Origin of the sequence: Clostridium sp. AF02-29 (assembly GCF_934835585.1) — a bacterium.
GTDB classification, from domain to species: domain Bacteria; phylum Bacillota; class Clostridia; order Lachnospirales; family Lachnospiraceae; genus Otoolea; species Otoolea fessa.
The window spans coordinates 21,378-43,990 of record NZ_CAKVZK010000003.1 but is presented as its reverse complement, the minus strand read 5'-3'; the positions used below and the strand labels follow the sequence as shown (position 1 = coordinate 43,990).

At 49.3% G+C, this 22,613-nt stretch carries 17 protein-coding genes and 1 riboswitch; of the genes, 2 read left to right on the top strand and 15 right to left on the bottom strand.

What is annotated here, in order from left to right; genetic code table 11:
- Positions 1-209: 209 nt before the first annotated feature.
- The 7 genes from PUQ60_RS01560 to pruA all read right to left on the bottom strand — a co-directional run bounded on the left by PUQ60_RS01560 (position 210) and on the right by pruA (position 9,480).
- On the bottom strand, positions 210-1,220 hold the full coding sequence (locus PUQ60_RS01560; protein WP_273417108.1) for a GGGtGRT protein: 1,011 nt from the start codon (positions 1,218-1,220) through the stop codon (positions 210-212).
- Between the two features lie 33 nt (positions 1,221-1,253).
- A complete protein-coding gene (locus PUQ60_RS01555; protein ID WP_022359683.1) occupies positions 1,254-1,946 on the bottom strand; it encodes a hypothetical protein in 693 nt (230 codons plus the stop codon).
- A gap of 114 nt (positions 1,947-2,060) precedes the next feature.
- Positions 2,061-3,407 (bottom strand): MATE family efflux transporter, encoded by a 1,347-nt coding sequence (locus tag PUQ60_RS01550; RefSeq protein WP_337955618.1) that lies wholly within the window; start codon positions 3,405-3,407, stop codon positions 2,061-2,063.
- Between the two features lie 20 nt (positions 3,408-3,427).
- On the bottom strand, positions 3,428-4,825 hold the full coding sequence (gltA, locus tag PUQ60_RS01545; RefSeq protein ID WP_273401203.1) for an NADPH-dependent glutamate synthase: 1,398 nt from the start codon (positions 4,823-4,825) through the stop codon (positions 3,428-3,430).
- Positions 4,825-5,715: a sulfide/dihydroorotate dehydrogenase-like FAD/NAD-binding protein gene (locus PUQ60_RS01540; RefSeq protein WP_022359686.1), complete on the bottom strand. Its 891-nt coding sequence runs from the start codon at positions 5,713-5,715 to the stop codon at positions 4,825-4,827. The genes gltA and PUQ60_RS01540 overlap by 1 nt, the downstream gene beginning before the upstream one ends.
- Positions 5,716-5,806: 91 nt before the next feature.
- The gene (locus PUQ60_RS11440) at positions 5,807-7,195 is read right to left on the bottom strand and encodes a dihydrofolate reductase (protein WP_337955617.1); all 1,389 of its coding nucleotides are present in this window, start codon (positions 7,193-7,195) and stop codon (positions 5,807-5,809) included.
- Between the two features lie 659 nt (positions 7,196-7,854).
- A complete protein-coding gene (gene pruA, locus PUQ60_RS01525; protein WP_022359688.1) occupies positions 7,855-9,480 on the bottom strand; it encodes an L-glutamate gamma-semialdehyde dehydrogenase in 1,626 nt (541 codons plus the stop codon).
- 539 nt (positions 9,481-10,019) lie between these two features.
- On the opposite strand from pruA, the gene PUQ60_RS01520 reads away from it, so the two are divergent.
- Positions 10,020-10,643, top strand: coding sequence for a hypothetical protein (locus PUQ60_RS01520; protein ID WP_107000350.1), 624 nt, complete (start codon positions 10,020-10,022; stop codon positions 10,641-10,643).
- A 443-nt stretch (positions 10,644-11,086) separates the two neighbouring features.
- On the opposite strand, the gene PUQ60_RS01515 is transcribed toward PUQ60_RS01520, so the two are convergent.
- Complete coding sequence (locus tag PUQ60_RS01515) at positions 11,087-12,448, bottom strand: L,D-transpeptidase family protein (protein ID WP_273379791.1); 1,362 nt, start codon at positions 12,446-12,448, stop codon at positions 11,087-11,089.
- A 268-nt stretch (positions 12,449-12,716) separates the two neighbouring features.
- On the opposite strand from PUQ60_RS01515, the gene PUQ60_RS01510 reads away from it, so the two are divergent.
- The gene (locus tag PUQ60_RS01510; RefSeq protein ID WP_273379789.1) at positions 12,717-14,066 is read left to right on the top strand and encodes an MATE family efflux transporter; all 1,350 of its coding nucleotides are present in this window, start codon (positions 12,717-12,719) and stop codon (positions 14,064-14,066) included.
- A 158-nt stretch (positions 14,067-14,224) separates the two neighbouring features.
- Here PUQ60_RS01510 and PUQ60_RS01505 read toward each other — a convergent pair whose 3' ends face one another.
- The 7 genes from PUQ60_RS01505 to PUQ60_RS01475 all read right to left on the bottom strand — a co-directional run bounded on the left by PUQ60_RS01505 (position 14,225) and on the right by PUQ60_RS01475 (position 22,532).
- Positions 14,225-15,115 carry a cation diffusion facilitator family transporter gene (locus PUQ60_RS01505; protein WP_117796348.1) on the bottom strand — a complete coding sequence of 297 codons (891 nt, stop codon included), beginning with the start codon at positions 15,113-15,115 and terminating at the stop codon, positions 14,225-14,227.
- 101 nt (positions 15,116-15,216) lie between these two features.
- A riboswitch (NiCo riboswitch) is annotated at positions 15,217-15,301 on the bottom strand.
- 89 nt (positions 15,302-15,390) lie between these two features.
- Complete coding sequence (locus PUQ60_RS01500) at positions 15,391-16,584, bottom strand: VWA domain-containing protein (protein WP_273379787.1); 1,194 nt, start codon at positions 16,582-16,584, stop codon at positions 15,391-15,393.
- Positions 16,574-17,389 carry a MoxR family ATPase gene (locus tag PUQ60_RS01495; protein WP_022359195.1) on the bottom strand — a complete coding sequence of 272 codons (816 nt, stop codon included), beginning with the start codon at positions 17,387-17,389 and terminating at the stop codon, positions 16,574-16,576. The genes PUQ60_RS01500 and PUQ60_RS01495 overlap by 11 nt, the downstream gene beginning before the upstream one ends.
- A gap of 249 nt (positions 17,390-17,638) precedes the next feature.
- Entirely contained in the window at positions 17,639-18,385 is a 747-nt protein-coding gene (locus PUQ60_RS01490; protein ID WP_118523681.1) for a DeoR/GlpR family DNA-binding transcription regulator, read from the bottom strand.
- 79 nt (positions 18,386-18,464) lie between these two features.
- Entirely contained in the window at positions 18,465-20,090 is a 1,626-nt protein-coding gene (ptsP, locus tag PUQ60_RS01485) for a phosphoenolpyruvate--protein phosphotransferase (RefSeq protein ID WP_273379785.1), read from the bottom strand.
- An 80-nt stretch (positions 20,091-20,170) separates the two neighbouring features.
- Positions 20,171-20,428 (bottom strand): HPr family phosphocarrier protein, encoded by a 258-nt coding sequence (locus tag PUQ60_RS01480; protein ID WP_022359198.1) that lies wholly within the window; start codon positions 20,426-20,428, stop codon positions 20,171-20,173.
- Positions 20,429-20,522: 94 nt separating this feature from the next.
- Positions 20,523-22,532, bottom strand: coding sequence for a fructose-specific PTS transporter subunit EIIC (locus PUQ60_RS01475; protein ID WP_273379781.1), 2,010 nt, complete (start codon positions 22,530-22,532; stop codon positions 20,523-20,525).
- Positions 22,533-22,613 lie beyond the last annotated feature (81 nt).

Here is a 22,613-nt window from a genome sequence, read left to right as displayed (position 1 = left end):
CCATATAAAATATGTAGGATTACAATACATCGTAAAAGGAACCAAACGCTCTCACGAGAAAAGGGATCGAAATCGATCCCTTTTCTCACTCTTCTTAGGTTAACAAGTATGGTTAACAAATAGTTAACAAGTAATTAACAAATGATGTACTTTTTACTGCTTTTCACCACATCTAACCACCCTTAAAACCCTTGAAAAATCAATAATTTTTAGAATTTCCCAGCCTTCGCAGCTTCCTCAATCCCTACCGCAACCGCCACAGTAGCGCCGACCATCGGGTTATTACCCATACCGATCAGACCCATCATCTCTACATGAGCCGGTACAGAGGAAGAACCTGCGAACTGTGCATCGGAGTGCATACGTCCCATGGTATCAGTCATACCGTAAGAAGCCGGACCTGCTGCCATGTTATCCGGGTGAAGGGTACGTCCTGTACCGCCGCCGGATGCTACGGAAAAGTATTTCTTGCCTTTCTCTACGCATTCCTTCTTATATGTACCTGCTACCGGATGCTGGAAACGGGTCGGGTTGGTGGAGTTACCGGTGATGGAAACGTCTACGCCCTCTTTCCACATGATCGCTACACCCTCGGTAACGTCATTTGCACCATAACAGTTTACTTTCGCACGAAGTCCCTTGGAGTAAGATTTTCTCCACAGTTCTTTCACTTCGCCTGTGTAATAATCCATCTCTGTCTCTACATATGTAAAGCCGTTGATACGGGAAATGATCTGAGCCGCATCTTTGCCAAGACCGTTTAAGATAACGCGAAGCGGTTTTTTACGAACTTTGTTTGCTTTCTCTGCGATACCGATCGCACCCTCTGCGGCTGCAAAGGACTCATGACCTGCCAGGAAGCAGAAGCAGTCGGTTTCTTCTTCCAGAAGCATCTTACCTAAGTTTCCATGTCCCAGACCTACTTTACGCTGATCTGCTACGGAACCCGGAATACAGAATGCCTGCAGTCCCTCGCCGATCGCTGCCGCCGCATCGGCAGCTCTGCGGCAGCCTTTCTTGATTGCGATTGCCGCGCCTACCGTGTAAGCCCAGCACGCATTTTCAAAACAGATTGGCTGGATCTTCTTTACCTGATCGTATACATCCAGTCCGGCATCCCTCGTGATCTTCTCAGCTTCTTCGATCGAAGCAATGCCATAGCTATTTAATACGGAATTGATCTTGTCAATTCGTCTCTCGTATGATTCAAATAATGCCATTGTGATGTTCCTCCTTAACTATGTACCCTGTGATTATTCCTGTCTCGGATCGATAATCTTAACTGCATCGTCTACACGGCCGTACTGACCTTTTGCCTTCTCATATGCAGTGGTCGGATCGTCGCCCTTCTTGATGAAGTCGGTCATCTTACCTAAGTTTACAAACTGGTAACCAATGATCTGATCTTCTTCATCCAGTGCAATTCCTGTTACATAGCCTTCTGCCATCTCAAGGTAACGCGGACCTTTTTTCAGAGTTCCGTACATCGTACCTACCTGAGAGCGGAGTCCTTTTCCAAGGTCTTCAAGGCCGGCGCCAATCGGAAGCCCCTCTTCAGAAAACGCACTCTGCGTTCTGCCATATGCGATCTGGAGGAACAGCTCACGCATGGCGGTGTTGATTGCATCACAGACAAGGTCTGTATTTAATGCTTCCAGTACGGTTCTTCCCGGAAGAATCTCTGCTGCCATCGCTGCAGAATGGGTCATACCAGAACATCCGATCGTCTCTACCAGAGCCTCCTGAATGATACCTTCCTTAACATTCAGGGTCAGCTTACAAGCACCCTGCTGCGGCGCACACCAGCCAACACCGTGTGTTAAACCGGAAATATCCTTTACTTCTTTGGACTTAACCCACTTTGCCTCCTCCGGGATCGGAGCAGCGCCGTGATTTACGCCCTGGGCTACTGGACACATATTTTCTACTTCTTGTGAATAAATCATTGTAAGACTCCTTTCGAAATGATTGGATTTTGTACTTTGTTAATTTTATCACATCAATCCTGTCCCTATTATCTCACGAAATTCTCAATTCGTCCATAGGTTTTTTGTAACTTTTCAGACGGTTTTCTCATCTTTCTTTCTCTCCAAAAAAACATACAAAAACACGACAAAACTAACGAACAGAATACATCCCTTTACCATGCTGGAAATACTTAACGCCCACCAGATACCGCTAAGTCCCATCACAGAGGACAACAACACCGCCACTGGGATGCGCGCGGAGGTAAAGGTCACGCTGATGATCGACGGATACAGCGTTCGCCCCAGACCGGAAAACGCACCGATCGAGGTCTGTTCCACCATCATAAACATCTGGCTCAGTCCCACAATCCGCAGGTAATTGACGCCGATCGCCATGACCTCTTCTTCCTGCAAAAAGATCGAGAACAGCGGACGCGCCATTCCGATCAGCAAAAATGTCGTGCAGAGTCCCCACGCCGCCGTCATCGCGATCGCACAGAAATAGCCGCGGCGCACACGGTCATACCGCTTCGCCCCATAATTCTGTCCGAGGAATGCATTGACTGCCGCCGAAAAGCCATCTCCGACCATCCAGGAAACGGATTCAATCTGACTGCCAACACGCTGTGCCGCCACTGCCAGATCACCCCATCCGGTGATAAGGCGGGTCAGAATCATCGAAATTCCAGCGTAAATCAGGTTCTGCACCGCCGACGGCACACCGATCCGCACGATCTCCCTCCAAACCTTCACCGGAACCAGCACCCAGAGACGCAGATGCGGAAACAGCACCTTTTCCCGCAGGACTGCCTTGAAAAACAGGAGGCTTACGAGCGCCTGTGCCGTGACCGTCGCAGCCGCTGCTCCGCTGACTCCCAGTTCCGGAAATGGTCCGATTCCAAAGATCAGCACCGGATCCAGCACAACATTGAAGACAAGCCCCGCCACGTTGACGATAAACGGTGTCCGGCTGTTTCCCGCCGCCGTCAAAAGTCCGGTCAAGATCGCATTTAGATAAGAAAAGATCACAAGCCCACAGGCGATCCGCACATACCATTCTGCCTGTGCAATCACCTCCGGGCTGTTTAATTTAAAAAATCCAATTAACCGACTGGCTCCAAAGAGCGAAACCAGCCCATACAGCACGGCAAACAAAATTCCCAACTGCAGCGCACCTCTCGCATACTGCGCCGCACTGTCATTTTCTCCCGCACCAAGACAATGGGCGGTCTTTACCTGACCGCCCGTCCTCGCCAAAATCGCAAATCCCTGTGAAAACCAGGTATACATACCTGCCGATCCCACCGCCGTGACGGCGCCTGCCCCGAGGCGTCCGATCCACGCCATATCTGTCAGATTGTAAAGCATCTGAACCAAAGAGGTCGCCATGATCGGAAGCGCCAGCCGGGTCAGTGCCGGGGCGATTGCTTCATTCAGCAAATCTACATGATGAGATTTCATTATTTTGCAGAAAGATACTCGTCGATGCCTCTTGCACCTGCTCGTCCGGCTTCCATCGCGAGAATAACCGTAGCCGCGCCAGTCACCGCGTCGCCTCCGGCGTAAACGCCCTCTTTCGTTGTCTTTCCATTGCTCTCATCCGCCACGATACATCTCCAGCGGTTGATCTCCAGACCTTTGGTCGTATTGGAAATCAGCGGGTTCGGGGAAGTACCCAGCGCCATGATAACGGTATCTGCATCGATCGTGAAATCAGAACCGACCACCTCAACCGGACGTCTTCTTCCAGATTCATCCGGCTCGCCAAGCTCCATACGGCGGCATACGATGCCTTTGACCCATCCGTTCTCATCCTCGAGAATCTCAACCGGGTTGGTCAGAAGGTCAAAATAGATGCCCTCCTCTTTTGCGTGATGTACTTCCTCCACACGTGCCGGAAGCTCTTTCTCACTTCTTCTATATACAATATGTACTTCTGCACCGAGACGCAGAGCCGTTCTTGCCGCATCCATCGCTACGTTTCCGCCGCCGACTACAACTACCTTCTTCGATTCCATAATCGGTGTGTCATAATCATCGCGGAATGCCTTCATCAGGTTATTTCTGGTCAGGTACTCATTTGCAGAAAATACGCCGTTGGCATTTTCACCCGGAATACCCATGAACTTCGGAAGTCCGGCACCAGAACCGATGAAGACTGCCTGGAAACCTTCTTCATCCATCAGCTCGTCGATTGTGATAGATTTTCCGATAACTACGTTTGTCTCAATCTTAACGCCCAGCTTGCGGACATTCTCGATCTCCGGCTGTACAACGCCGCTCTTCGGAAGACGGAACTCCGGAATGCCGTAGGTCAATACTCCGCCCGGCTCATGAAGTGCCTCGAAAATGGTTACTTCATAGCCCAGTTTTGCCAGATCGCCTGCACAGGTCAGACCTGCAGGACCGGAACCGATGACTGCTACTTTCTTTCCGTTTGTCTTCTCCGGCGCTGCCGGTACAAAACCATGCTCACGGGACCAGTCTGCCACGAAGCGCTCAAGTTTACCAATGGAAACCGCCTCGCCCTTGATACCGCGCACACACTGTCCCTCACACTGGGATTCCTGTGGGCAGACACGTCCACAGACTGCCGGAAGTGCCGAAGAAAGTGCGATGACTTTCGCTGCCTCCTCAATATTTCCCGCTTTTACTTCCTGGATAAACGCCGGAATATTGATGGAAACCGGGCATCCAGCGATACATTTTGCATTTTTACAGTTCAGACATCTCTCAGACTCCGCAACTGCTTCTTCCATATTATAGCCGAGACATACCTCTTTAAAATTAGTCGCACGTACCTTCGGATCCTGCTCTCTGACCGGCACCTTTTTCATCATATCTCTCTTTGCTTCCATTATTTGTCACCTCCGCACTGTCCGCATCCGCCGTGATGAGTATCGCCCTCTTTCAAGCGCAGCATCGCTCTGCCTTCCTGAGTCTTATAAATTCTCTGACGTTCCATCGCCTCGTCAAAATTAACAAGATGTCCATCAAACTCCGGTCCGTCTACGCAGGCAAATTTGACCTGGTCGCCTACAGTGACACGACAGGCACCACACATACCGGTTCCATCTACCATGATCGGGTTCAGACTGACAATCGTCGGAATCTCCAGTTTTTTCGTCAGCAGGCAGACAAATTTCATCATGATCATCGGTCCGATTGCAACACAGACATCGTACTTGCGTCCCTGTTTTTCAACTAAATCCTCGATGACACCTGTAACCATACCTTTAATGCCAAAGCTGCCATCATCGGTTGTGATGTAAAGGTTTCCGGCTGCCTTCTCCATCTCCTCGGTCAGGATCAGCAGATCTTTGGTCTTAGAACCTACGATAACATCTACATCAATGCCGTGCTCATGCATCCATTTTACCTGCGGATAAACCGGAGCCGCACCGACGCCGCCGGCTACGAAGAGGTATTTCTTCTTTTTCAGCTCTTCTACATCCTCATGGATAAACTCGGACGGATTTCCAAGCGGTCCTACGAAATCATGGAATGCATCCCCAGCCTTGAGGGTGCTCATCTTCTCGGTAGAAGCTCCCACGGTCTGGAATACGATCGTGATCGTTCCTGCCTGACGGTCAAAATCACAGATGGTCAGCGGGATTCTCTCGCCCTCTTCGCCCATCTTGACGATGACAAATTCGCCCGGCTCACATGCACGCGCTACACGCGGTGCTTCTACAACCATCAGATAAATCTTATCTGCCAGTTTTTCAGCTTTTAAAATCGGGTACATTCTATTCCTCCTTACTGATATATGAACATTTTATTGTTTGACTTTTCAGAATTCTCAATTATTTTACCACTTTGTCCTATTTTTGACAACCTTAGAGCGATTCCTTTTCCAGCTTCCGATATTCCCTGAATTCATAGCACAAATTGAAAAATGTCTGCTCGCCGCTTCGTCTTACCAGTTCCCAGCCTTCTTTCTCCAGATCAACCATGTGTGTGTCTGCCACATAGGAAAAATCAATCCAGGTGATCTGCGCTGTGTCGCAGAACGGAAGGAACTGCCGGTAAACCGACTCGCCGCCGATGATGACGACATCTACATCTGTCAGATGTTTTTCCTGTTTCAGCTCGTCAATCCGCACCAGCGCCTCCTCGACACTGTGGCAGATCTCTGCCCCCTTTACGCTCAGAGCCTTCTTTTTTGTCAAAATCAGGTTGATTCTGCCATCCAGCGGTCGCTGAGCCGGGAAGGTCAGAAACGTTTTATAGCCCATCACGATGATTTTTCCCATCGTTTCCTGCCGGAATAATTTCTGATCCGCCGGGATCACCGTCAGCATCTGCCCTTTATTGCCGATACCCCAGTTCCGATCCACTGCCGCAATCAGCTGAAAATGTCTCGGAAACCGTTCCGGAAACTGTCTTTTGAGTGTCTTCATCATGCTCGCCGCATTGATATAGAATGCCTCGTCTGGCTGTTCTTTCTTATCTACATGAGAATGGAACACGCGCTCCATCTCCCGAAGCGCCGCCTCTTCTTCCGGGAACCGGTTCATAATATCAATCATGACATCACGGCTGTCACGAAGCTTCTGCATCAGGACATCCCAGATCGCCGCCTTATCCGCTTCACTGACCAAGCCATAGTGGTTTAAAATAATCTCTTTTGCATCCAATTCCGATGAATACTCGATCGATTCTTCTGCCGCCTTATAGTCTACCAGAAACGACGGCATATAACTCCCATCATGCCCCATGACGCCTACCGTCTCACTGCACAGCATCAACTCATCATCAATCAGGTAAGACATGGAACATTTCGTGTGGCCGATCGTCGCAAACGCGTAGATCGTATGGTCGCCCAGTTCGATCGTCTCGCCGTCCTCCAGCGATACATCAATCTGTAAATCTGCATCGTCATATTCCGAATCCCATGGAAGCCCCGCCGCTTCTGCCGCCTCGCCGCTTAGACGCCGGATCGTCTTCAAAGCGCCCGGTTTCACTAAAATTTCTTTTGCGCGCTCGGAAGCATATGTTTTCACCCCCGGCCATGCTTTCCGCACCGCCGGAAGCCCCGCTACATGATCATAATGGGAATGGGATAAAAGAACCGCGTCTAACTCTGCATCGCCCAGTTCTCTTTTTATATTTTCCACCATCTGATCGGCAGCATACGCCATCCCCGCCTCGAACAGGAGATTGGCTTTTCCCTTTATCAAAAACACCGCACCGCTTCCGCAGCCAGATACATCGATCACCGTCATTGCTTTCTCATCCTTTTTGTTTGAATTTAAAATCGAACTGAGAAAATTTGAACAAAAACAAATCCTCAAATCCATATTTCGTATTTGATTTTACTGGATCTTTATGAAAAATACAAGGACTGGTTCAAATCAGATGAATGTAAGGAATAATAGGGTAACTGTTCACAAATAGGAATTTTCTGAACTGAAAATTCCGTACGATACAGTTCTCGCAGCAGATTTTGCCGATTTGGAATGCGCAGCATCGGCAAAATCCCGTTGCTGGGCACACATGTGTGAGCAGTAACATAATGGGATTTTTAATAACAGAATGCCGCAATTTCATTCCAAACAAACGGAACAATATCTGAGCGGGTGTGGCTGGGATACTCGGACAGAATTTCTAAATTATAAAAAGGATCGGCACCGATATGAAATTGTGTGTTTCGTTACACAGATTCCGGATCAGCGCCGATCCTCCGGGTGGTTGGTTTTAATTTAGGGAATTATGGGGACGGGCTGCGCCCCAGCGTGCTCAGTGCCCCAGCGTGCTCAGTGCCCCAGCTCAAAAAAGCTGCGCTTTTCTTCGCTGGACGGGCTGCGCCCTATAATCCGCCCAGGGAAATCATCTGCTTATGTGCAAGCACAACGCATCTGATTTTCCTGACGTCTTGCACTTCTTATGCCTCAACCATGTATGGATAAGTTACATCCAGACACGGTACTCTAAGTTCTTTGATGGTTCTCGGGCTTAACCAGCGATACATGTTGATCTCGCTTCCGGCTTTGTCGTTGGTTCCGGATGCTCTTGCACCACCGAACGGCTGCTGACCGATAACTGCACCAGTTGGCTTGTCGTTGATGTAGAAGTTTCCGGCTGTTCCTTTGAGTGCATCTTCCATCTTAACGATAGCTTCGCGGTCATCTGCAAAGATTGCTCCGGACAGGCCATAGGAAGTTGCGGTATCGCAGCTTGCCAGAGTCTCATCAAGTTTGTCATCCGGATATACATATACGGTCATAACCGGTCCAAAGATTTCCTCTACCATAGTTTTGAAGTCTGGCTTCTTAGCCTCAATCAGGGTCGGATATACAAAATATCCCTTGGAATCATCGTATCCGCCGCAGATAACTTCTGCATCCTCGGATGCTTTTGCATAATCGATATACTCTTTGTTGGTCTTGAATGCGGATGCATCGATAACAGCGCCCATCAGGTTTGTGAAATCAGTTATATCGCCAATTTTAATCTTCTCAATCTCTGCCAGCATACCCTCTTTAACCTGCGGCCAGATGCTTGCCGGAACAAATGCACGGGAAGCTGCGGAGCACTTCTGTCCCTGATACTCGTAGGATGCTCTTGTCAGAGCTGCTACCAGACCCGGTACGTCTGCGGAATTATGAGCAAAGATGAAGTCCTTTCCACCAGTCTCGCCAACCAGACGCGGATATGTTTTGTATTTCTTGATGTTCTCGCCTACTAAGGAGTAAACACCGCTGAACACTTCGGTAGAACCTGTGAAATGGAATCCTGCCAGGTTCGGATCGCTTAATACGTACTTGCTCATGTCAGAACCACGGCTCGGTACGAAGTTGATAACGCCTGCCGGAAGTCCTGCTGCCATCAGGGCCTGCATTACATAGTAATTGGAAAGAACTGCTGTGGTAGCCGGTTTCCAGAGAACTACGTTACCTGCAATCGCCGGAGCGGTCGGAAGGTTAGCACCGATGGATGTGAAATTGAATGGGGAAATCGCGGTTACGAAACCTTCCAGTGGACGATACTCGATGCGGTTCCAAACATTCGGTGTGTTGTTCGGCTGTCTGTCATAAATCTGCTGTAAGTAATATACGTTGAAACGAAGGAAATCGATCAGCTCGCAGGTATCAATCTCAGCCTGATATACAGTTTTGCTCTGTCCTAACATGGTAGCTGCATTTACTTTATATCTCATCGGACCAGCGATTAAATCAGCTGCTTTTAAGAAGATAGATACGCGGTGTTCCATTGGCATCTCGGTCCATGCTTTTCTAGCTGCCAGAGCTGCTGCAATTGCATCCTTTAACTCTTTCTCACCGCCGGAAGCTGCTTCTGCGATTACATGAGCATGGTCATGCGGCATAACTGCTTTGGTCTTTCTCTCTGTCCAAACTTCCTTACCACCGATGATCATCGGAACCTGAACAACCTGTGCGGACTGGCGCTCCAGCTCTTTCTTTAAGCTGGCTCTCTCCGGACTTCCCGGAAGATATGCTTTTACCGGCTCATTTTTCGGCATCTCTACTTTGAAATATCCATTGCTCATTGCTCATCTCTCCTTTTTGATATTTTGTCTAATTCGTGATTATGATATGAAAATTTTTCTCATTTCATTTTCGTAAAATCTAATTTTTTCTTTTTAATTTTCATATCAATGAATTTCTATGGCTAAATATTAGCATATTTTTCATTTTATGTCAATACTATTTCATATTAAAAAATACATGTTTTCATTATATTTTTCTGTGCATATCGTATAATCTCTTTGTTTTTTCCTGTATTCTGTTTTGGATTGTAATTTTTATCGATGTTACTGTTCACGCATACGTGCCCAGTAACGGAATTTGCCGTGGCTTCGCATTTAAATACGGCAAATTCCTGCTGCCACCACGTTTTCTTACGGCACTTTCGCTTCCAAAAGTGCCCACCCGGGAACAGTAACTATCGATTCTTGTAATTCTGTATGTTTTTTTATGCTTTGTTTACGGGTCATGGTTTTTGTGGTATACTGATCCCGCCCGAAACAACTCACAAAAGTGAGTTTATCCTGAAAATAATTCACTTATATGAAAAAGGAGTTTGATTATGCTTAAATTAGAACGTACCAGCGTCATGAATCTGGAAAATGCCATGCGCGGTGCCCGCAATCCGATGAACAGCTGGGGACGAATGGACAGCTTTTATGATGAGAATGGCGAATATAAACTGGGACCGAACGATCTCGACCTTGCGAAACGTCTCCGCAAAGCAGGCAGCGACCACCGCAAGTTTCTGCGCCAGGTATTTGTCTCAGTCGATGTGACCGCACCTCTCTACTGGTGGAAAGAATATGATACTTATAAAGTAGCGACCGTCGCCAATTCAACCAGCACGATGCACAAAATCGCCAGCAAACCGTTTTCGATGGACGATTTCAGCTGCGACCACATGACAGCCGGAACACGCGCATTTATGGAAACAGTTATCGCCAAGCTGGAGGAAATCCGCCTGCGTTATCTGGAGACGAAGAATAAGGATGACTGGTATGATATGATCCAGCTGCTGCCGAGCAGTTATAATCAGATGCGGACTTGTTCGTTTAATTATGAGACACTGATTAATATTTATTATGCCAGAAAGGATCATAAGCTGGCGGAGTGGCATACATTCTGTGACTGGATCAAGACCTTGCCGTATGGGGAAGAATTGATTATTGGGGAAGGGAAATAAATAGATAGCTAAATAATTTGATTGTCGTGGATGGGACGGAGAAAAAGCCGCCCGAGCAAAAATGATCAGGTTTCGAGGACTGGGATTTTCTAGGCATCTTCGGTTTGATTAAAAACAGAAAGAAATCCTCACAAAGCAAGTTTGTTGCGGTTTCTTTCAACATCAAATCCGAATCTGCCAAGTAAATCCTCAGTTTCGAAAATTCCATTTTCGCTCGGGCGGCTTTTTCTCCTGTTTATTGGATGATAACTTGGTAAAATTTAAGATCCTGGCCCCCAACAGCGCATGAATGCGGCTGTTGGGTGGCGTAGGATCTTTTTTAATGACAGTATTGTATTTATGATTTTAGCTGACATCTACTGTCTTATCTTATTATCTAATAAAGTAATGCCGTCACTGCTAGTCCTTCTTCTAATTGCTGAATGTGCGCTTAGAAGAAATGTTTAGTTGTGGCAGAGAACCGGCATTCCCTTGTATACTTTCTCGTAGAGAAGTTTTGCTTTATCAACCGGCAGATTGATGCAGCCGTGGCTACCGGAATACTGGTAGATGGTTCCGCCGAATTTACTTCTCCAGCTTGCGTCATGGAAACCGATGCCGCCGTTGAATGGCATCCAATAGTCTACGTGACTTTCATATTCATATGTGCCGTCTGCCTGTTTGGTGCCGCGCAGAACGCGGTCGGTCTGCTTGTAGGTCAGGCTGTAAATACCTTCCGGGGTTGTGTAGTTTTTGGATACGTTTCCGGTTACGCACGGAGCATCCCAGGTCAGGGCGCCGTTTTCATACATATATACATGCTGGGCGCCGAAATCAACTTCTGCGTAGGTATTGCCCCAGTCTGCGGCTGAATGGCTGGCTGCCTGCTGGGAGAACTGGACTTCACGTTCCTGATTGATGCCTGTCTGCGCCATCAGAACCAGGTTGTCTGTCTCTGCAGTCTGGTCAATCTTCCATCCATAAGGGCCTGTCAAGGCAACCTCTTTTCCGGAAGTGGTATGGAAGGTACGGGTAGTTCCAGCTGTGTCGTATTTCGCTGCCAGCGCCTTGATGTAGGCAGCTGCCTTATCGCGGTCTACAGTAATGACACCATTCTCGCCGCCTGTATACCAGCTGACATATTCAGTACCGGACAGTGTCTCGGTTGCATCACCGATATGGAAGGTGATGGTCGCATTTTTAGCCTGGTTCATCTGGGCGCAGAGTGCTTTTAAGGATGCATCGCCGGAAGTCACCTGGATCGGTGTGTAACATCCCAAGGCTTCCAGATCAATCTCTGTCATGCCGGAGGCGATCGCTGCATTGATCGCCGTCTGTACCTTTGCCTTATCCACAGATTCTCCCTTTACTTCCGGAACAATCGTGAAATCTTTTCCTTCTTCCCAGGCGGATATATGGGCATCTACCGTCGGTGCTACACTATCTGACATACAATTTAAGGAAGCAATGCGGTTTGCAAGCATCGTCTGATCGCAGGAAAGCGGCATTGCGATCGTCAGCGCTCCTGCTCCAGCTGCCCCTGCTGCCTGCTGGTCAATCGCTGCCTGCAGCTCATTTGTAATCACCACTTTATAGCCGATCTCCGCTGCGGTGATCTCTTCTGTCTTGCCTCCACGTTCTTTGATCGTTAATTTATAAGAACCGTAATTCTGCTCCAGCTTTGCCTTTGATTCCTCGTTGCTCATGCCGCCGACTGCGACGCCATTTACACTTGTTCCATTTGCAAAACTGCCATCTGCCAGTACTGGCTGTGCAAACATCAGCACCAGTGCAGCTGCTGCACCAGTCATTTTAAGTATACTCATACTTTTATTTTTCATTTTTTCACAAACCTCTCTGCCGCGCCATCTGGCTGCGGCCTGTATATATGGATTCTGAATCCTTATTATAGCAGAGTCGGAAAAAAAGTCCAGACCGATTCTAAAAAAGATCGTCAAAAGATCCAATTCGTAAGAATTTCTTAACGGTTCCTTTTTTTTTCCTTTTTCTTTCATTTTTTCCATATTCATGATTGCAGTTTTTCCATTTTGCGGTATGATGGTATTCGTTGCAAATGAAGGGAGACTTTTATTTATGAAACGCTATGAAATGGATCTCTGTACGGGGGCTTTATGGAAGAAAATTTTATTGTTTAGTGTTCCGCTCATGTTTACCAACCTGCTTCAGGTTGTCTTTAATATGTCGGATGTCGCAGTGGTCGGGAAATTTGCCGGTTCACTGGCGCTGGGTTCCGTCGGCTCAACCAGCATCCTGGTCACGATGTTTACAGGCATCCTCATCGGCATGGCAAGCGGCGTCAATGCGCTGACCGCCCTCTATATCGGTGCCAAAAATGACCGGAATGTCCGGGAAACGGTACATACCGCCTGTATTTTATGCCTCAGCTCCGGGCTTCTGATTCTCCTGTTTGGTTTCACGTTCGCCAGACATATTCTCACGATGATGAATACGAAGCCGGAGCTGATCGACGGTGCTGTCCGATACCTGAGGATCTATGTTTTTGGTATGCCAGCGCTGGCACTCTTTAACTTCGGAAATGCGGTTCTGAGCGCCTCCGGCGATACAAAGCGCCCGCTCTATTATCTCTCTTTTGCCGGTGTTATCAATGTCATTTTGAATTTATTTTTCGTCATTATCTGCAAACTAGATGTCGCAGGTGTGGCATTGGCCAGCATTATCGCGGAATATATTTCGGCAGCTCTTGTCATCGCGCTCCTGCTTCGAAGCCGGGAAAATTATGCACTTCACCCGAGTGAACTTCAGATATCGCCGGACAAGGTAGGCAGAATCCTTCAAATCAGCATTCCGTCCGCCATTCAGAATATCCTTTTTGCCATCGCAAACATCTTTGTACAGACCAGTGTCAACTCGTTCGACCATGTCATCGTCGAGGGCAACTCAGCCGCTGCCAACACAGATCCTCTGGTCTACAATATGATGGCTGCCATCTACACAGGCTGCACCAGCTTTATCGCACAGAATCGTGGTGCCGGAAAACGGGAGCGGTGCCGCAGAAGCTACGAACTCTGCCTGCTCTATGCCACCTGCGTAGGGCTGATTCTGGGGATTTCGCTCTATCTCCTGCGCGTCCCATTCCTGTCACTCTTTACTAACGATGCAGAAGTTGTGACCGCCGGAACCACCCGTCTCGCCATCATGGCGCTCTCCTATGGGCTTAGCCCGCTGATGGACTGCACCCTGGCGGCATCCCGCGGACTGGGGCGGACCGTTATTCCGACCATCCTGGTTATATTGGGTTCGGTAGTATTCCGCCTTGCGTGGATTTTTACCATTTTTGCATACTTCCACACAATCCAGTCGCTGTACCTGCTGTACGCCTTTTCATGGGGAATCACCGGTATTCCGGAGCTTATTTACTTTATTTATATTTACCGGCATGGGGCAGCTGAGCCGGAAGTATAACTTTCAGGACGTCCTTAAAAATGTTTAAAATTTTCATGTTCCCAAAAGCGCCAAAAGGACCGCCGCATCTGGCATGCCCTCTTCTAAGTAAACAAGATTTTTATTGTTATCTTGGTCTGCTCAAAAGGAAATATGCCAGTCTGCGGCAGTCCTTCTTTCTATTTCCGGTCAATTTCCGGATTGACATGCACCATAATGTGTTTTACCTTCGGAAATGTCTTTTCAATGCTGTTATGCACCAACTCGGCAATCTTGTGCGCCTCCCGCAGCGGCATGGAACCATCTACCTCAATCTCAATGTCCGCATAAATTTTATTGCCAAAGATCCGCGTCTGAAGCAGGTCAATCCGCGCCACATCTGGATTCTGAAGAACGCAGGCGCGCAGCTGTTCTTCGGTCTTCTCATCACAGGAATGATCGACCATTTTATCCATCGCATCTTTAAAAATCTCATACGCCGCTTTCACGATAAAGACGAAAATAACCAGGCTCGCGATCGGATCCATGACCGGAAATCCCATTCTCGCGCCCACGATTCCGACCAGCGCACCGATCGAGGAAAACGCATCAGAACGGTGATGCCATGCATCTGCCATCAGTGCGCTGGAATCAATCTTTTTCGCATAATATCGGGTGTACCAGTACATCGCTTCTTTACTGACAATGGATATAACAGCCGCTGCCAGCGCCAGCATCCCCGGTACCTGCAGGTGACTGTATTCTCCCTTGAGCACGTCCGTAAGCGCCTCCACGCCAATCCCCAGACCTGTCATAAAGAGAACCATCGAGAGGACAATCGCAGCCACACACTCCATCCGCTCATGTCCATACGGGTGCTCCTTGTCCGGCTGTTTGGACGACAGCTTAATTCCAATCACCACGATCATCGTGCTGAACACATCGGACGCCGAATGGATACTGTCACTGATCATCGCATTCGAATGTGCGAACACGCCGGCTAACAGCTTCATAAACGCCAAAAGGATGTTCACTACTATCGTTACAAAAGACACTTGATTTGCCACCTTCTGAAAATCATTTTGTTTCATATTCGTTACCTCCAAAAAATATCTCATGGCACTAACGATAGGTGGATGCTGCAAACCCATAAAAAAGTATAAAAAAACACCCACGAACCAGTATGAGTAACTACTGTCCCGTGGATGAAACTAACTTCCACTGTCGCTTCTGCGACCCGACCCCATGATATTCACGGTCTGCTCAGTTTGTACTGTAGTTTGATATGCAGTGCAAAGAGTTTATGATGAATAATAGCACAAGTTTACTTTGTTGTCAATATCGGGAAATGCCCTTTTTTCCATATTTATTTTTTCAATTCCTTAATTCCAGCCTCAAGTCCTGCCGCCGTCAGCGGAAACATCGGAATCTCCTCGCGGATCAGACTGATCGTGTACGCACCGTAGGCATATGCCCAGTTATTTTCCCGCATCGGGTTCAGCCAGATCGCCGACGGAAAACGCCGGTGCATCTCCTGCAGCCAGTAAATGCCCGTCCGCTCGTTGCTGTGGAAATAGTCGAGACTGCCGCCGCGGTACAGAAGTTCCGACGGCGCCATCGACGCATCCCCAACCAGAATTACCTTGTATTCCGGTTTCAGGTTGTGAAAGACCCACTCGGTCGAGATCTTATCCCTCCAGGAGCAGGACGGCGTCGTAAACAGCTGATCGTAGAAACAATTGTGGAAATAATAAATCTTCAAATCCTTAAAATGGGACGACTGATTGACCGCCTGGAACAGCCGGTTGCACAGATCCGCATATGCCCACATCGATCCGCCGCTGTCCATCAGAAGCAGAAGCTTCGTCTGGTTCTTTCTCGGGCGCTCCATGACGAGCTCCAGACGTCCGCCTTCATTGCAGGTCTTCTCGATCGTTTTCTCCACATTGAGCTCCGTTTTCGCTCCATCCTCACGGCAGGATAAAAGACGCAGCTTTTTGAGCGCCACCTGGAACTGCCGGATCTGGATGACCGCATCGTCGCGGAAATCGCGGTAATTCCGCTGTTCCGCCACCTGCAGCGCGCTCCGGTTTTTGCCCGGTCCGCCCACGCGGATGCCCTTCGGGCTGTAACCGGAATGTCCAAATGCCGACGTACCACCGGTTCCAATCCACTTATTGCCGCCGTGGTGCTGCTCATGCTGCTCTTTCAGTCGTTCCGCCATCATTTTACGGATATCGTCCAGATCAAGTCCCGCAAACCGCGCATCGACCTCATCCTTATCATAGGGCGTCTGCGCGTGCGCCTTGGCAAGCCAGTCTAAGACCTCCTTCGGAAGATCCTCAAACGTCTGCACATTTTTAAAATATGCCAGAAATGCCTGGTCAAATTTGTCATATTCGGACTCTTTTTTGACCAGAACCGCCCTCGCCATATAGTAAAACTCCGTCAGACTCGCGTCGTTCAGGTTCATTTCCAGCGCATCCATCAGGCTGTTCCACTCATTGAGGCTCGTCTTCATCCCGTAAGAACGGAGTAGATACAGAAAATCAGTAAACATATCGGTTATTCTCCACCAGCTTTAAATCCTCTGTCTTTTTTAAGAGTACCCCCGCAAACGGGATCTCCTTTTCCAGCTTCTCCACCGGCACGCCGCCGATCACAAGCGCCTGAATCCAGTCCAACACCTCGGAGGTACTCGGCTTCTTCTGCAGGCCGCGCAGATCGCGCACCCGGTAGAAGGCGTCCAGCACGCCGTCGATCAGCTTCTGGTCGAGATCCGGGTAATGTGCCTTGATGATCTTCTCCATCATCGGCTGCTCCGGGAATGCAATATAATGGAAGATACAGCGGCGCAGGAACGCATCCGGCAGCTCCTTCTCCGCATTGGAGGTAATAATCACAATCGGACGGTGCTTCGCTTTGACAGTCTTTCCCGTCTCCGGAATGTAAAATTCCATCTTGTCAAGTTCCCAGAGCAGGTCGTTCGGGAATTCCAAATCCGCTTTATCGATCTCATCGATCAAAAGAACCGTCTGCTTTTCCTTCTCAAATGCCTCTCCCATCTTTCCGAGGCGGATATATCTGGCAATATCATCAACGCCATCCGCACCAAACTGGCTGTCGTAAAGACGCTGTACCGTATCGTACACGTAAAGACCGTCTTGTGCGCGAGTCGTCGATTTAATATTCCAGATCAAAAGTTCCATATCGAGGGATCTGGCAATCGCCTCCGCGAGCATCGTCTTTCCAGTGCCCGGTTCTCCCTTGATTAAGAGCGGCTTTTTGAGCGCCGCCGCAATGTTAACGCTGCGGATCAGTTCATCCGAAGCGATGTATTCGTCACTGCCGTGAAATTGCTGCATGGTAAATTCTCCTTTTAGAAAGTTCTCCTTTTACATAACTGTAAACACTAACAAGGGCGGCATAACGATTCAGGATCCATGCTGACTGCGATCGGTTCGGATCCATCGTTCCTCCCGATCGTCATACATAATCCTGCCCGTTTGCCGCCCTATTGATTTTCTATAAATATAGCAATATTCTAATAGTTTGTCAAATCGTATATATGTTAGGATTTCATTAGAAAAACACGATTGTTACTGCTCACTATTCTACTTTGCCACCCGGATATTCTTGCTGCCGCTAAATCCTTCCGGCGGCTCTGTCTCCGTGAGGATCGTCGCTTCTTCAAACACCCCGAACGTCACCGAACTTACCATGCCGAATTTCTGGCTGTCCGCCAGCACATAGCAGCGCTCTGTCTGGCGCATCGCCTCTTGCTTGACTAATGCTTCATTCGGATCCGGCGTCGTGAAACCGTGGCGCTTGCTGACGCCGTTGGTTCCAAAAAATCCCTTTGTAAAATGATAGCCCTGGATCGTCAGGATCGCCTGGCTTCCGATGACCGCCTCCGTCGTGCCCTTTAACTCACCACCAATCAGAATTACGCGGTTTCCGGCGGCTGCCAGCCGTTTGGCATGTGATACCGCATTCGTCACAAACGTGGCGCTGCGCGCCGGAAGATAGTCTAAGATATACCCGGTCGTCGTGCCCGCGTCCAGATAGACAAAATCATCCGGCTGGATAAGTCCCGCCGCAAACTGGGCGATTCTCCTTTTCTCCTCCTGCTGCAATTCCATCTTCTGTGCCACTGACGGTTCGGTTCCCGTAAATGTCCCGTCTGAAGACACCGCGCCGCCAAACACCTTGGTCAGGCGCCCCGCTTTGTCAAGCGCATTCAGATCCCGCCGGATCGTCGATTCCGAAACTCCCAGCACATCTTTAATCTCAGGAACTGTCACACTCCTCTTTTTATCCAGAAGTTCCAAAATCAGTTCGTATCTTTTTTCTGTCAGCATGACTCTTTTCCTTTCATCTTCTGCTGTGGTTGAACTTTTTTAGCTCAATTTTTCACTTCTCTCTGTCTTAATATTCTTATCAACTGCAGCTGCTTTCGACAATGACCTTCCGAATCGGCAGCACACGCCCCGGCGATACGGAAAGCTCATCCACACCCATTTTCAGGAATTCTTTTGTCAAACTCAGATCCGCGCCCAATTCGCCGCAGATACCTGCCCAGATGCCCTCGGCGTGCGCATTTTCGACAACCATGCGGATCATCGCCAGCACCGCCGGATGGTGCGGATCGTAAAATGCATCCAGCTCCGGGTTCTGACGGTCAACTGCCAGCGTATACTGGGTCAGGTCGTTCGTTCCGATGCTGAAAAAGTCCACTTTTTTCGCCAGTTCCCGGCTTACCATGACTGCCGCCGGGGTTTCAATCATAATGCCCTGCTTCGGGTCGCCAAACCGGAGATTCTGTGCGGTCAGCTCCGTCTTGACCTCCTCGACAATCTTCGCGATCGCCTCGACCTCCCAGACACTTGTGATCATCGGATACATGATCTGGAGATTGCCATAGGCACTTGCCCGAAACAACGCGCGAAGCTGTGTCTTGAAAATCTCCGGTCTTGTCAGGCAGATACGGATCGCCCGGCAGCCCATCGCCGGATTTTCCTCTTTTTTCAGTTCAAAATAATCGCACTGCTTGTCCGCGCCGATGTCCAGCGTGCGGATAATGACCGGTTTGCCCGCCATCGTTTCCGCTACCTGTTTATATACCTGGAACTGCTCCTCCTCCGTCGGAAATGTTTCTTTTTCCAGATACAAAAATTCGCTGCGGAACAGTCCGATGCCCGCCGCATCGTTCTGAATGACCGACGCCAGATCCTTGCTGTTGCCAATGTTCGCATACAGGCGGATCTTCTTGCCATCCATAGTGACTGTTTCGCGCCCTTTCAGTGTTTGCAGCAGTTCTTTCTTCTCCTGTTCCTCCTGCTGCCGGCGGCGCATTGTTTCCAATGTCTCCTCATCCGGTTCCACATACAGGACTCCGTTAGTACCATCCACAACCGCAAATTTCCCATCTACCGTCTCATCGAGCGCCACGTCCGTTCCGATCAGCGCCGGAATGCTCATCGTACGCGCCAGGATCGCCGTGTGGGAATTGACGGAACCGTGTACCGTCACAAAGGATAGCACCTTGTCCTTTTCAAGCTGTACCGTCTCCGATGGCGCTAAATCATCTGCCAGAATAATCACCGGCTCGTCCGTATGGATGCCCTGACCTGCGCCTCCGGACAGAACGCGCACAATCCGCTCCGAAATATCTTTGACATCCGCCGCGCGCCCACGCATATATTCGTCCTCCATCGCCGCAAACATCTGGGCGAAATTGTCACCGGTCACCGCAACCGCATACTCGGCATTGACCTTCTGCGTATCGATGATATTCTGAACCGCGTCCAGATAGTCCTCGTCCTCCAGCATGATCTGATGAATCTCAAAAATCGCCGCATTCGCCTCGCCAACTTCTTTTACCGCCTTTTCATACAACTCGCCGAGCTGGCGGATGGACTCCTGAACTGCCGCATTAAACCGCGCTTTTTCCTGCTCTGTATTCTCTATTTTCGTCCGTTTTACGGTCTGCTCGCCTTTCTGATACACACATATTTTTCCAACTGCGACACCGCCAAATACACTTTTTCCACGATACGTCTGCATGACCATTCCCCTTTCCATTGATCCATTATCGAAAAATGCCGCCATGTAATAATCCCTTACATCGCGGCATCTTTGTTAAACTACATATTTTCCTTCATAAACTGGCTGACTGCCTCATAAGCTGCTTCTTCGTCCTCGCCCTCAAAAGTCAGGGTTACTTCCTGTCCGTTCTTTACCGCCAGTCCCATGATACCGAAAATCTTTTTGCAGTCGCCGCTCTTTCCATCTTTCGCCAGCTTGATCGTACTCGTAAACTGTTTTGCCGCCTTTACCAGTTCACCTGCCGGGCGTGCGTGGATTCCTTCCGGGTCTGTAATGGTATATTTAAACTCTTTCATGATGATGTTCTCCTTCTCATTATAACCTATTTTGATTGATTTGACCAAAAAATTTCTAATAAAGATTCACATTCCGTCAAAAAAAAATATTTATCTATTCTTCTACATTCTTCTTGAGAACTCCTAAGAGTACCGTCGAGATCGCCATGCCAACCACCAGTGCCAGCAGATAGAACAACGGATTTCCCATGACTGGGAATACGAAGATTCCGCCATGCGGCGCCATCAGCGTACAGTTAAATAACATGCTCATCGCTCCCGCAACACCCGAACCGACGATGCAGGCTGGAAGCACGTGTACCGGATCGGACGCTGCAAATGGAATCGCGCCCTCCGTGATGAATGCCAGACCCATGATGAAGTTGGTCGGTCCTGCCTCGCGCTCTTCCTTTGTAAATTTCTTCTTAAACAACATTGTTGCCAGCGCAATCGCACACGGCGGTGTCATACCGCCAATCATAACAGCTGCCATCACATCGTAGTTGCCGGAGGCGATTGCCGCCGTACCAAATACATATGCCGCCTTGTTGAATGGACCGCCCATGTCGATCGCCATCATCGCCGCCAGCACAAAACCAAGAATCAGCTTACTCGAACCACCCATGCTGCTCAGACCATTGTTTAACGCCATATTGATCGCGCCCATGACCGGCTCTACGACGAAGCTCATAACCAGTCCGATGAGCAGGACGCCCACAACCGGGTAAATCAGGACCGGAGCAATCTTTTCCAGTGCCTCTGGAAGATTCTCGCACGCTTTCCGAAGCGCCAGAATCAGATATCCGGCAATAAAACCTGCCGCCAGGGCGCCAAGGAAACCTGATTTTCCCTGAGAAGCAATCATGCCGCCGACAAAACCGACTGCCAGCGCCGGGCGATCTCCGATCGCCATCGCGATGAAACCAGCCAGAATCGGGAGCATAAAGCCAAATGCCACACCGCCGACATTTTTAAACCATGCCGCCAGCGGGGTAATCGTACCAAAGTTTACACGCTGCTCGAGCGGGAGTGCATTCATATCCACACTGAAACCATCAATCAGAAACGCAATCGCAATCAGGATGCCGCCGCCGACTACAAACGGAAGCATGTGGGAGACACCATTCATCAGCTGCGTGTAAATCTGGTGTCCGACACTGCCCGATTTGCCGCCAGAGGCTGCCTTTGCCGGGCTGCTGCTTCCAGATGATGCTGCATGGTAAACCGGTACCTCCCCGGACGCCGCGCGCTCCAAAAGCTCCGGTGCCTTGCTGATACCGTCCGAAACCTGACATTCGATCACTCGTTTTCCGTCAAACCGCTCCATCGGCACCTGTGCGTCCGCTGCCACGATGATGCAGTCCGCCGTCTCGATCTCCTGTGCCGTCAGCACATTTTTTGCCCCGGCTGAACCGCGCGTCTCAACTTTGATCTTCCAGCCCTTCGCGCGTGCCGCTTTTTCCAGGCCTTCGGCTGCCATGTAGGTGTGCGCGATACCGGTCGGACAGGAAGTAACCGCTAAGATCTTCGGTCCGACTGTCTTTTCCGTCTCTGCACCCGCTTTTTGCGCCTGAATTTCCTGGCCACCTGACTGTGCGGCATTTTCTCCATTTCTATCTGCCGCTTCTTCGCCGGAACCAGCCGTCAGTCTCTCATCGATGCCTGCCTGTTCTGCATCTGCCTTATCAATAATGGAAAGAAATTCTTCCACCGAAGAGGCATTTCGCAGGGAATCTGAGAAATTCTCATCCATCATGAGAACGGAAAGCTTGCTCAACACATCCAGATGTACGTTATCTTTTGTATTTGGCGCTGCAATCAGAAACAGCAGCGTGACCGGTTCGCCGTCCAGAGAGTCGAAATCCACGCCATTTTTGATGACCATCGCCGCCAGCCCCGGCTTTTTGACCGCATCACATTTTCCATGAGGAATTGCAATCCCCTCGCCGATACCGGTCGTGCTCTCTTCTTCTCTCGCATAAACCTGCTTGCGAAATGCCTCGACATCCGACAGCTTTCCGCTCGCCGCCATCAGCTCTACCGCCTTGTCCAGTGTCTCCGATTTGCTGGTGGGTGCCGCATCCAGCGATATACTTCTCGGATCCAGTAAATCAGTAATCTTCATATCTGTTGCCTCCCTATTTATGCCCGAATGTCAGGTATGCATTGCATATCCGGCAGTACATTCTGCCAGCTTCAAAAATGT

Bases quoted from the DNA above. Each gene is read 5' to 3' on its own strand.
- PUQ60_RS01480 (WP_022359198.1), bottom strand. From the start codon at position 20,428: ATGAAAGAGTTTAAATATACCATTACAGACCCGGAAGGAATCCACGCA.
- PUQ60_RS01495 (WP_022359195.1), bottom strand. From the start codon at position 17,389: ATGCAGCAATTTCACGGCAGTGACGAATACATCGCTTCGGATGAACTG.
- PUQ60_RS01560 (WP_273417108.1), bottom strand. From the start codon at position 1,220: ATGGCATTATTTGAATCATACGAGAGACGAATTGACAAGATCAATTCC.
- ptsP (WP_273379785.1), bottom strand. From the start codon at position 20,090: ATGCAGACGTATCGTGGAAAAAGTGTATTTGGCGGTGTCGCAGTTGGA.
- PUQ60_RS11440 (WP_337955617.1), bottom strand. From the start codon at position 7,195: ATGACGGTGATCGATGTATCTGGCTGCGGAAGCGGTGCGGTGTTTTTG.
- PUQ60_RS01475 (WP_273379781.1), bottom strand. From the start codon at position 22,532: ATGAAGATTACTGATTTACTGGATCCGAGAAGTATATCGCTGGATGCG.
- gltA (WP_273401203.1), bottom strand. From the start codon at position 4,825: ATGGAAGCAAAGAGAGATATGATGAAAAAGGTGCCGGTCAGAGAGCAG.
- PUQ60_RS01490 (WP_118523681.1), bottom strand. From the start codon at position 18,385: ATGCTGACAGAAAAAAGATACGAACTGATTTTGGAACTTCTGGATAAA.
- PUQ60_RS01540 (WP_022359686.1), bottom strand. From the start codon at position 5,715: ATGTACCCGATTTTAAAAGCTGAAAAACTGGCAGATAAGATTTATCTG.
- PUQ60_RS01510 (WP_273379789.1), top strand. From the start codon at position 12,717: ATGAAACGCTATGAAATGGATCTCTGTACGGGGGCTTTATGGAAGAAA.
- PUQ60_RS01555 (WP_022359683.1), bottom strand. From the start codon at position 1,946: ATGATTTATTCACAAGAAGTAGAAAATATGTGTCCAGTAGCCCAGGGC.
- PUQ60_RS01500 (WP_273379787.1), bottom strand. From the start codon at position 16,584: ATGTTTACTGATTTTCTGTATCTACTCCGTTCTTACGGGATGAAGACG.
- PUQ60_RS01505 (WP_117796348.1), bottom strand. From the start codon at position 15,115: ATGAAACAAAATGATTTTCAGAAGGTGGCAAATCAAGTGTCTTTTGTA.
- PUQ60_RS01520 (WP_107000350.1), top strand. From the start codon at position 10,020: ATGCTTAAATTAGAACGTACCAGCGTCATGAATCTGGAAAATGCCATG.
- PUQ60_RS01515 (WP_273379791.1), bottom strand. From the start codon at position 12,448: ATGAGTATACTTAAAATGACTGGTGCAGCAGCTGCACTGGTGCTGATG.
- pruA (WP_022359688.1), bottom strand. From the start codon at position 9,480: ATGAGCAATGGATATTTCAAAGTAGAGATGCCGAAAAATGAGCCGGTA.